This window comes from Moorena sp. SIO3H5 (assembly GCF_010692395.1).
In the GTDB taxonomy this organism is placed as follows: Bacteria; Cyanobacteriota; Cyanobacteriia; order Cyanobacteriales; family Coleofasciculaceae; genus Moorena.
In genome coordinates, this window is sequence record NZ_JAAHHS010000265.1 from 1 (window position 1) to 10,975 (window position 10,975).

General features: G+C 41.9%; 10 protein-coding genes and 1 pseudogene. 8 read left to right on the plus strand and 3 right to left on the minus strand.

What is annotated here, in order from left to right; genetic code table 11:
- The 8 genes and pseudogenes from F6K52_RS24300 to grpE all read left to right on the plus strand — a co-directional run.
- Positions 1-106: pseudogene (locus F6K52_RS24300) on the plus strand (IS5/IS1182 family transposase); the annotation flags it as partial.
- Positions 107-267: 161 nt separating this feature from the next.
- A complete protein-coding gene (locus F6K52_RS24305; protein ID WP_070390838.1) occupies positions 268-531 on the plus strand; it encodes a sulfiredoxin in 264 nt (87 codons plus the stop codon).
- 137 nt (positions 532-668) lie between these two features.
- The gene (locus tag F6K52_RS24310; protein WP_293083985.1) at positions 669-1,148 is read left to right on the plus strand and encodes a Dps family protein; all 480 of its coding nucleotides are present in this window, start codon (positions 669-671) and stop codon (positions 1,146-1,148) included.
- Between the two features lie 459 nt (positions 1,149-1,607).
- Entirely contained in the window at positions 1,608-2,366 is a 759-nt protein-coding gene (locus F6K52_RS24315; protein ID WP_293083988.1) for a hypothetical protein, read from the plus strand.
- Between the two features lie 174 nt (positions 2,367-2,540).
- The gene (locus F6K52_RS24320) at positions 2,541-6,086 is read left to right on the plus strand and encodes a CHAT domain-containing tetratricopeptide repeat protein (protein ID WP_293083991.1); all 3,546 of its coding nucleotides are present in this window, start codon (positions 2,541-2,543) and stop codon (positions 6,084-6,086) included.
- Between the two features lie 148 nt (positions 6,087-6,234).
- Positions 6,235-6,759, plus strand: a complete 525-nt coding sequence (locus tag F6K52_RS24325) for a hypothetical protein (protein ID WP_293083994.1) — start codon at positions 6,235-6,237, stop codon at positions 6,757-6,759.
- 350 nt (positions 6,760-7,109) lie between these two features.
- On the plus strand, positions 7,110-7,880 hold the full coding sequence (locus tag F6K52_RS24330; RefSeq protein WP_293083997.1) for a ZIP family metal transporter: 771 nt from the start codon (positions 7,110-7,112) through the stop codon (positions 7,878-7,880).
- 169 nt (positions 7,881-8,049) lie between these two features.
- Complete coding sequence (gene grpE / locus F6K52_RS24335) at positions 8,050-8,685, plus strand: nucleotide exchange factor GrpE (RefSeq protein WP_293084000.1); 636 nt, start codon at positions 8,050-8,052, stop codon at positions 8,683-8,685.
- Here the strand turns inward: grpE and F6K52_RS24340 are convergent.
- From F6K52_RS24340 to F6K52_RS24350, 3 genes are all read right to left on the minus strand, one after another.
- Positions 8,682-9,377 (minus strand): DevA family ABC transporter ATP-binding protein, encoded by a 696-nt coding sequence (locus tag F6K52_RS24340; RefSeq protein ID WP_293084003.1) that lies wholly within the window; start codon positions 9,375-9,377, stop codon positions 8,682-8,684. The genes grpE and F6K52_RS24340 overlap by 4 nt on opposite strands.
- A 55-nt stretch (positions 9,378-9,432) precedes the next feature.
- Entirely contained in the window at positions 9,433-10,581 is a 1,149-nt protein-coding gene (gene devC, locus F6K52_RS24345) for an ABC transporter permease DevC (RefSeq protein WP_293084006.1), read from the minus strand.
- Between the two features lie 76 nt (positions 10,582-10,657).
- Positions 10,658-10,975: HlyD family efflux transporter periplasmic adaptor subunit (locus tag F6K52_RS24350; protein WP_293084009.1), on the minus strand; the 318-nt coding region annotated here is incomplete at its 5' end.

A 10,975-nucleotide genomic window follows, 5' to 3' on the forward strand; every position in this document is an offset into this window, starting at 1 on the left:
TATCAATCGACTCAAGCAATGGAGACGTATCGCTACCCGGTATGAAAAACTTGCTGCCAATTATACAGCCATGATTACGATCGCCTGCATTCTTTTGTGGTTATAGTTTGAAAACACGCCCTAGTCCCTACGGGAATTCTGGTATTAGGGATTAGGAATGTTTAGATTAGGGAAGCTTACATTAAGTACAAAAACCCTTAACCCAACCCCTAACACCTAACCCCAACCCTATTACCATCAAAACTAAATTGAAAAATTACTAGCACTATGGTAGATATCAAAGAAATTCCCCTAGAGCAAATCCGCCGTCCCCTACCACGACAAAATGATCCAAACAAGGTGGCGGCACTAATGGAATCAATTGCCAAAGAGGGTTTGCGCGAACCGATTGATGTGTTAGAAGTAGATGGGCAATACTATGGTTTTTCCGGTTGCCACCGTTACGAAGCACACCAGCGTTTAGGAAAAAAAACCATTAAGTGCCGCGTGCGTCGCGCTCCTCGTTCCGTATTAAAACGGCATTTAGCGTGAAAATTAGCAATTTTGGAACAAAAATAGCTTCATCCCTTGGGTTAATTCCCAAGGAAACCAGAATTGCTTAAAATTAGTCTGTTTAAAGCTGACCGTCGCTACTATTAGTTTTGAGTAGGAACCTTTAGGAGAGTACTATGGCAACGATTGTACCTGTCAATATTGGTATTGATGAACAAGACCGCAAAGAGATTGCTGAGGGATTGTCTCGTCTGCTAGCGGACACTTATACCCTATACCTGAAGACCCATGCCTTCCACTGGAATGTTACCGGACCAATGTTCAACTCCCTACACCTGATGTTTGAGCAACAGTACAATGAGTTGGCTTTAGCAGTGGATGCGGTAGCAGAGCGGATTCGTACCCTAGGCTATCCTGCTCCTGGCAGCTACAGTCAGTATGCGCAATTATCCTCCATCCCAGAAACCAGTGATGTTCCGGAGGCTGAGGAAATGGTGCGCTTGCTAGTGGAAGGCAATGAGGCAGTGGTAAGAACTGCACGGTCTGTTTTCCCAGCCGCTGAACGTGCTAACGATGAGTCTACAGCTGACCTGTTGACCCAACGGATGAGTATACATGAGAAAACGGCTTGGATGCTGCGCAGTATTTTAAAATAGAAGTAATAAGTATGAAGGATAAAGGATGAAGTATTAGGTATTAATGATGAAGGATGAAATAGTCCAACTTATCGGTTTTTCAACAACTGGTATTCTTGGAGCATCTGTTCATCCCTCAAGATGTCACTTTCTTCCTTTATCTTTCATACTTCAGCTTTTAGGTGAAGCCTTCAATAGTTATAAATTTTATTCCCAATAAATATAGCGCTATATTTAGCGGTTCTACACATTATCTCACTTTGCAACTGTTAAAGCAACTTATCCCTAAAAATGACCTTTCCCTAGCTGAATTATAAAAATGGTATTTGAGTAAAATAAAAAAATTTTGCTCGTTTGTAGAACTTCAGGATTTTTTCGATACAAGTAGCTAAGCGGGTTGTGGTACAGAACTTCAGATATCAGTTTTAGCTGACAACCGGTGTCCAGAGAGCAAAACAGCTAATTTAAGGAAACTATTCCATGAATGAAAAGAAAAAGCCAGCATCCTGTGAGGAAAATAAGGATATCACTGAAGCTACAACCGATGATAACATAAATGCTCAGGGTCTGAAAGCTCAGAACCTACCTTTTAGGAGCTTTGAGCAGAATCGTGCTCTGATAAAGCTGATTTCAGACATTTCCCAACCTGGTTGGCTTAAAGTGTCTCCAAAAAACCATGAATTACCCTTACCAAGGGAGATTTACCAAGAGGTTACTGAAGTAACCACACAAGAAATTAGTCTGAGACTTACTAGGAAGATTCAGAATAGGGAAATTGACCCCAACAAAGGAAGTGTAACACGTTATGTGAGATCTCTCAAAACTCACATAGTTAACCAGACTAAAAAGGATTACCTCGGCAACTATTCCTTTGTCAAAAAGGGAACAAAGAAATGGGTCAAAACAGTTTCCATCTATACACCACTTAGCAATTCTGAGTCTGGTCACACTGACGAGTCTTATGTGTTGTTAGATATCCTCCCTTCTGAAACAGCTCCTCTGCTTTCCGAACAGATTGTGGATTGTATCTGGGAAGATCCAGAAGGACTTTTCAGGTGTAGGCATATGCGGAAGCTTCCCAAAGCAAATTTTCGAGCCATTGCGCTACTGAGGGTCGATGGTTATGAGTGGCAAGAAATTGCAGACTACTTAGGTACTAAACTGAAAGCAACTGCTCTATTTCACGACCGTTGCCTTCAAGAATTTGCACCCAAAATCAGGGAGTACTTGCAGTCATGACTAACTCAAAGCGGCAAATCAGCCCAACCTGACAGTAGAGGAATGGAATGACTTTGATAGTTTCCCTGGCAGATTGCATGGTCGTTCTGACGGGGGATTATTAATCGTTGAAAGCACATACTACGTGGTCTTGTCAGTGACTGATAAATGTGACTCAGACCCAGTAATTAAATTATGGATGAACAATCTAGTAAAGCTTATTTAAAATTAATCAATGCTTTACTTACCTGCTCTAGTGGGAAAGAATCAGAAATTTTGAGAGCTAATCAAGAATTGATAGATAAAAACTTAATACTCACAATGGTGGGAGTCTCCGAAACACTTGCAGAACAGGGTGATCGTACAGCGGCTGATTGGTTACAAAACCTAGCAGATCAATTAGGTGAAGCGCTGGGAGGATTAGAGCAGGTTAAGAGTCAGACAACTAAAAAAAGTAACTCAGCCGCATTATCTACTTCTGAAGACTATGTTGAGTTTTTGATGGAAGTTTTACAGACGACTGCGGATAGTAAGGGTAATCCTCAGGTGGTCTATCCATTACTACAAGCAAATCTGGACAAACTAGATGATAACTTGGTTAAAATTTTGATAGTATGGTTTCAGGAAATACTATCGGAAATCGATCCAGAACAGGCACAAGATATCGCAGTTATAGTTATTGATTTCAGTAACTTGATTCAACAGTTTCCGCTAGGTAGTAAAGCAATCAATCTGGAGATTGCAATCACTGGATTTGAAATTGGATTAACGACCTTCACCCGCGAAGCCTTTCCAGAGGAGTGGGGCATAATCCAAAATAATCTGGGCAATGGATATAAAGACCGGATTTTGGGAAATAGAGCTGAGAATCTGGAGCAAGCAATAGCTTGCTATCAAAATGCTTTACGAGTATACACCTGTAATGAATTTCCACAACTATGGGCTGCTACTCAAAACAATTTAGCAAATGCCTACGGCGCTCGCATTTACGGGGAAAGGACTGAAAATTTGGAACAAGCCATTGCTTGCTATCAAAATGCTTTGCGGGTTTATACTCGTTCAGCATTTCCTCAACAGTGGTCCAAATTACATAATAACTTAGGTGCGGTCTACAGCAAACGCATTCGCGGTGATCGAGCTGAGAACCTGGAAATGGCACTCCAAGCCTACCATGGTGCTTTGGAAGTCCGCACTAGAGAGACTTTTCCTGCTGATTGGGCTGCTACTCAAAGTAATCTGGCAACTGCCTATAGTGATCGCATTCGTGGAAACAGAGCTGACAATCTTGAACAAGCCATTGCCTGCTATCAAAATGCTCTACAGGTTTATACTCGTTCAGCATTTCCCCAGGGTTGGGCAATGACCCAAAACAACCTAGCAGTTACTTACCGGGAGCGTATTCGAGGTGACAAAGCAACAAACCTGGAAATGTCCATTCAGGCCTACCATGCTGCTTTGCAAATGCGCACTAGAGAGGCTTTTCCTACTGATTGGGCTGCAACTCAAAGTAATCTGGCCATTGCCTATAGCAATCGCATTCGTGGAAACAGAGCTGACAATCTTGAACTTGCTATGGCCTGCAGCCAAAGTGCCTTACAGGTTTACACTCTCGAGGCGTTCCCAGAACAATGGGCTAGGACTCAAAGTAATTTGGCCATTGCCTATAGTGATCGCATTCGTGGAAACAGAGCTGAAAATGTAGAACAGGCTATGGCCTGCAGCCAAAGTGCCTTAAAGGTTTACACTCGCGAGGCGTTCCCAGAACAATGGGCTAGGACTCAAAGTAATCTGGCCATTGCCTATAGCGATCGCATTCTTGGAAACAGAGCTGACAATCTTGAACTTGCTATTGCCTGCAGCCAAAGTGCCTTACAGATTTACACTCGCGAGGCATTCCCAGAACAATGGGCTAGGACTCAGAGTAATTTAGGTACTGCTTATCGCGAGTTGGGACAGATTGCCAAGGCACTTACTTACTATAAAAATGCTTTAGAGGTTTTTTTCCCTACAGCTTTTCCACTAGACTGTCTTAGGGTTGGACGGAATTTAGGCGATACAGCTTTTGCTGCTGGCTTCTGGACAGAAGCCATTGAAGGGTATGATATTGCTATTGAAGCGGTCGAGCAAAGCCGTACCTGGGCTAGTACTGAAGCAAGGCGTGAAGAGATTCTCTCAGCAGCGATAGATGTTTACAGCAACATGGTGCAAGCCTGCATCAATATAGAACAGTTTGACCGGGCTCTTGAATACGTCGAGCGCAGCAAAGCTCGTAACCTTGTTGAAATACTGGCAACCAAAGACCTTTACCCCAAAGGCAACATTCCCAAAACTGTCCTCAAAGAGCTAGATCGCCTGCGCCGGGAAATTGTCAGGGAACAGCGTAGGCTTAATATCGAAGAAAGCATTAGATCTACAGATGGTAGTTTTGATCCCTCTATTGATATAAAGCAAAAGCGCACTAAGTTAGAGCAACTGATCAGACAACTAGATCAGTTAATCAAGCGGGATATTCACCCCATCGATCCTGCCTTTAACCTTACTCAAAAAATTGAACCCATCTCCTTTAAACAGATTAAGCAATTGCTGCCCGATCAGCAAACTGCTCTGATCGAATGGTATGTCACAAGCGAGACGTTTTTAACTTTCATTGTCACATCCTGCAGCCATATGCCCATGGTTTGGCAAGCCTCCCCAGAAGACCTACAAAGCTTGTTAGATTGGACTAGTAGCTATCTCAGTTTCTACTATGATAATAGGCAACAATGGCGAAATGAATTAGATGATCGTTTACGGCAACTTGCTGATATTCTAAACCTCAACCATTTACTCTCTCTCATTCCCATAGACTGCCAGAGACTGATTCTAATCCCCCATCGCTTTCTCCATATGTTTCCCCTCCACGCCCTAGAGGTAGGAGGTCAAGATGCCAAAGTCAACAGTCAGAATTGCCTGCTAGACCTCTACCCTGGTGGAGTAAGTTATGCTCCCAGCTGCCACCTATTGCAAACTGTAGAGGAAAGACATACCTCACCTCAACAGCATAATTTTAGTCGTCTGTTCACTGTCCAAAATCCCACTGATGACCTACACTTCACTGACCTTGAAGTAAGCGCTATTAGTTCCTACTTTGACCAGGCTTATATCTTGGCTAAACAAGCTGCTACTAAAGCTGCTACTAAAGAGGCATTGAATCAGGAAAATGCTCTACAGAATGCTAAGATTATTCACTTTTCTGGCCATGGTTACTTCAACTTAGCTTCACCTCTAGAATCATCGCTTATATTAGCGAATAATGAACAGTTAACTTTGGGGGAAATATTTGAATTTAACTTACCAAAATGCCAATTGGTTACTCTCTCAGCTTGTGAGACAGGATTGACAGACATTACTAGTCTCAGTGATGAGTACACAAGTTTACCCAGTGGCTTTCTCTATGCAGGAAGTTCCAATGTGGTTAGCAGTCTCTGGGCAGTGAATGACCTTCCCACAACCTTTCTGATGATCAAGTTTTATGAAAATCTCAAACATAAAACATCAGCCGCTATAGCACTCAGCCAAGCTCAACATTGGCTCCGAGATACCACTCTCTACGAACTGGAGGAGTGGATTGAGCAGAGGCAGTTACCTTTTGATCACAAGTTAAGGAAACTTTGGTCGCAACGGTTTAATCAAGTTCAAGGTAGTGACAAACCTTTTGCACACCCATTCTACTGGGCTGCTTTTACATGTCAAGGATTGTAATTATTTTATCTATCACTTGTAGAATCTTGGGATTATTTTCCTATACGTCCTTGTAGGAATATAGGGCAAGTTCAATGAGTAAAAATTATTTCCATAATCAAAATACGACACATAATTATTAGGACAATAATTATCAATACTAAAAATTATGTTTGAAAAATTTAATAGACGTTTCAGTATCCCCCATTGGAAAATGATCAGTAGTGGTCTTAGTCTTTTGGGATCAGTAATTACAATATGGTATTTCGTGAACGATTTTATTCTACCGAAGGCAGAAACAAACCCAGTTGCCCAAGAGTGGGTTGGTACTAAAATTATAAATACCGATACCAATCTTTATGAAAATTATAAAAAATCAACCACCTATGAAGTTTGGACTGACAGGCAACCAAATAGTCACCATTTCTCCTTGATCAATATAGATGAAAGTGCCAAGAAAAATTCATCGGATTTTCAGGGAGTATTAAAAGAATTGGAAAAATCTGGTAAACCTGTCTGCCTTGGGCTTACAGGTAAGAGAAGCTGGAGCAAATCTGAGCGAAAGAATATCGTTGAAATCAGAGTATTTCCTGAGCAATCTAAGTACGATCAATTAGGACAAGCTAAGGGTGATACACTGTGTGAGCAAAAATCAGGAGAGGTAATAATTGAAGCAAGAAGCGACACCCAATGATATTAATCTAAGACTGGGAGATTTCCAAAAAATATAGGATTTTTCAGATTTCTCAAATCACATTCTCAATAATTCCGAAATTATTGAGAATGTAGGCAGCTTATTGACATGGATCCAGCAGATTTCAGGTTTGTGATACTATCAAAAAACTTTTATCTGTAGTTTGTGATACGAATTTAGATGAGCTTACCCTGTGAAGCAAGTAATTATTGAAGGTTAAACCGAACGATTGGTGCTGACTGAGCGACAACCGCCCCGTCAGCGATAGACAAGGATACACGGATAGTATAGTGTGTATTTTATCCGTCGTACATCGGTGTTCCTTTTATGTCTATCCAACTCACTAATATATGAATCCTATCTTATCTGGCTTCATTGCTAGTTTATTGGCAGGACTAGCAACGTTTGTTGGTGCATTGCCAATTTTGTTACCGATTAAATTAACTACTAGAATTCAAGCGATCGCATTAGGATTGGGTGGTGGGGTGATGCTGGCGGCGACAGCATTTTCCTTGATTATTCCGGGTACAGAAGCAGCCCTTTCCCAAGGCGCATCTCAAATTGGTGCTGCCTCAATAATGGCTGCGGGTGTAGCTTTGGGGGGTGTGTTTTTAGTATTAACCCACAAGTATCTACCTCACGAACACTTTACTAAAGGGTCAGAAGGTGATACGAAAAATATAAAACGAATTTGGTTATTTATTGCTGCCATTACTATCCACAACTTTCCTGAAGGTTTAGCGGTTGGGGTAAATTTTGGAGCTGGTAATTTTTCAGAGGGTTTACCTGTAGCCATGGGAATTGGCTTACAAAACATCCCAGAAGGTTTAATTGTTGCTCTGTCTTTGGTCACTGAACAATACGCAGTAGGCTATTGTCTGGGAGTGTCTCTACTAACTGGCTTAGTAGAACCGATTGGTGGCTTAATAGGGGCTGGAGTTGTAGCGTTTACCCAATCCATTTTGCCTTGGGCAATGGCTTTTGCGGCAGGAGCGATGTTGTTTGTAATTAGTGATGAAATTATCCCGGAATCTCATCGGAAAGGTCGGGAACAAGAAGCTACATTAGGGGTGATGGTGGGTTTTGTGGTCATGATGCTGTTGGATATTGGTTTGGGTTGAACTATCAAGGATAAAGCATGAAGCATGAAGCATGATCGTCAACTCCCGATTACCAATTACTTACTTAACAATAATCACAATAAGGGATATGATGATTACTCTACCGGAGTTGATCGGATTTGCGCAATCTTCTCCTATTATCTTTTATCCTTGATACGTCAGCCTGGAAATGACCGAGTCTTCCTATCCCAATTACAGTGAACAGTTGCGACAACTTATGGCAAAAGTGGGTATTCCTAGTTTTAGGCAACTCAGTCTCAGGGCTGATGTTTCCGAGTTGCAACTGAGGCGTTTGCGGAAAGGTCAGGTGTCGCAGATGCAGGTAAAAACGCTGCTGAAACTTGCTCAAGCGTTGCAGGTGTCGGTGAATCACTTACTGGTTCTGTTTTTGCCAAATTCTGTTTCTACGTCACAGCAGGAAGACTCAACATTCAAGCAGGAGTACCAGCGTCTAGAACAGCAGTTAGAACAGCAGCGCGAGACTTTAATGCAGGAGTTTCAGCAATCTAGTTTACAAGTGCTAGAATCCTGGCTGGTGCAATGGCCCACTGCTGCTTATGCGGCACAACAGAATCAGCAGTTACCAGCTGTGAGATTATTGCCTCTGGTAAAGCCAGTGGAACAGTTGTTACAAAAATGGGGTGTGGAAGCGATCGCATCTGTGGGTGAAGAACTCCCTTACGATCCACAACAACACCAACTCATGTCAGGCACTGCTCAACCAGGTGATACGGTTAGGGTACGTTACACTGGTTACCGCATTGGTGATAAGTTACTGCATCGTGCTAAAGTTAGTCCAGTTTAAGTGACTGCTTTGATACCATTGAGATACCCATCTTCCATATTAACAATCCGGTCAGCAATATCGAGAATTCGATTGTCGTGAGTAACCAGTAAAATTGTACAGCCTTGTTCTTTAGCTAACTGCTGCATTAAATCCACCACTTCACGACCGGATTTACTGTCTAGTGCTGCTGTTGGTTCATCGGCTAAGAGTATCTTTGGATTACCCACTAAAGCACGAGCGATCGCGACTCGTTGTTTTTGTCCTCCAGAAAGTTTATCTGGGTAGTAATTCACCCACTTACCTAACCCCACTGCTTCCAATATAGCTACTGACTTAGTAATAGCATCTTTAACAGAAAGTTCTGGGTGTAGTTCTGCTGACATTTGCACATTTTGGCGAGCTGTTAAACTCTTGAGTAAGTTATGAGCCTGGAAAATATAGCCAATATGACGCCGCACTGCTATCAAATGACGTTTATTGGCTCCCAGCAGTTGCTCTCCTAGGATTTTGAGACTACCAGATTGAGGCGATCGCAATCCTCCGATTAGGGTTAGTAATGTGGTCTTACCCGATCCAGAAGGACCAGTCATTAACACAATTTCTCCTTGGTGGATGTTTAGGTCAATATCAAACAAAACCTGTTTTCTTAGGGAACCCTTACCAAAGTAATGGTTGAGATGCTTAATGGAGACAACTGCTTCGTCTACCATGACAGTTTTCGTTCCTAGCTAGTTATTGGTTATTGATTATAGTTTTAGCAATAGTTTAAAAAATATCAGCGGGATCGGCTGCTTGGAGTTTCCCAATTGCGATCGCACCGGAAATACAACACATGATAACCGTCAGAATCAACACTGTTACTGCCCTAGCTAGACTCATGGCTATGGGTAAACTAGTAGCATTTTTCGTTAAACTATACAACCCTAAAGCTAGTCCATATCCAGGAAAATAACCTAAAATTGCCAGAATTATAGCTTCTTGAAAAACGACAATCAATAGATAGCTTGTTTTATAACCCATGGCTTTGAGCGTAGCATACTCAGGCAAATGATCCGCGACATCAGTATATAGAATTTGATAAACAATCACTGTACCCACGATAAATCCCATCGCGCTACCGAGGGTAAAAATAAAGCCAATAGCTGTACTGCTTTGCCAGTAAGCTTTCTCCCAATTAACAAACTCTTCCTTGGATAAAACTCTAACATCCTTGGAAAGTTCGCGCCTCATCTTCTCTATAACTATCTCCACATCTAACCCTGGTTCTAATTCAATCAAACCGATATCAATTAGTCCTCTATGGCGGTCAGGGAAAAGGCGGAAAAAGTTTAAATCACTGGTGATCACATTTCCATCTGCTGCAAAGGAAGCCCCTAGGGTGAATAAGCCTCCTACTCGAATGCGACGTTCTTTGACTTCAGTGGTTATCTCTTTGCCCTGATTAAACTCTTCCGCAATAGGACCATATTCAGGTCTAGAGCTGTCATCGAACAAAACGACATCTGGCATTTTAATTGTATCCAGATTGCTGGTTACTCCAGATAAATTGAAGACGTTGTCAGTAGGATTAAACCCAATCACAAGCACACTACGAGTTTCACGGGTTTGAGGATTTTTCCAGAGGCCATAGTCCATATATATCCCACGAATCGATTTGACCCCATCAAATGCAATACTTTGATACAACCTGCGACTAGGAAAACTTTTCATAGCGATTGTTGCTTGGGACTGGGGACTAATCAAAAAAATGTCACCCTGTAAGCTATTATGTAGTGTCACATTACTTTCAAACAGGGCATCCCGAAAACCCATTTGCATAAACATTAAAATATCGGCAAAGGCAATTCCTGCCAGTGCCACCAGCAAACGCATTTTTTCATGGGTCAATTGTAACCATGCTAAAGGTATTTTCATGAGTAATAGTTACTGGTTAATTACTATTTTTGAATGGTCGCGTTCGCGCAGCGTCGGCTTGGGCGATAGCGATTGACTAATCAGTAGTAACTATTTTTACGATGACTTGAGAGTTAGTTAAATCAGTAACAGTCTTGCTGTCTTCTTGATTGAGACGAATATCTACTTCGACAACTCTGGCATCTACGTCAGCGGCTGGATCAGTGTCAAGAACATCCTGTTTGTCAATTTGTTGCCCAATTCTAACTATAGTGCCATTGAGTTTACCCTCAAATGCCTTGCTTTCACTAATAATAGTTACTTTCTGTCCTAGCTTGACTTTACTAATATCACTTTCGTAGACTTCCGCAACAACCATCATTTGGTCAGTTTGCCCTAGTTCCACAATTCCGTT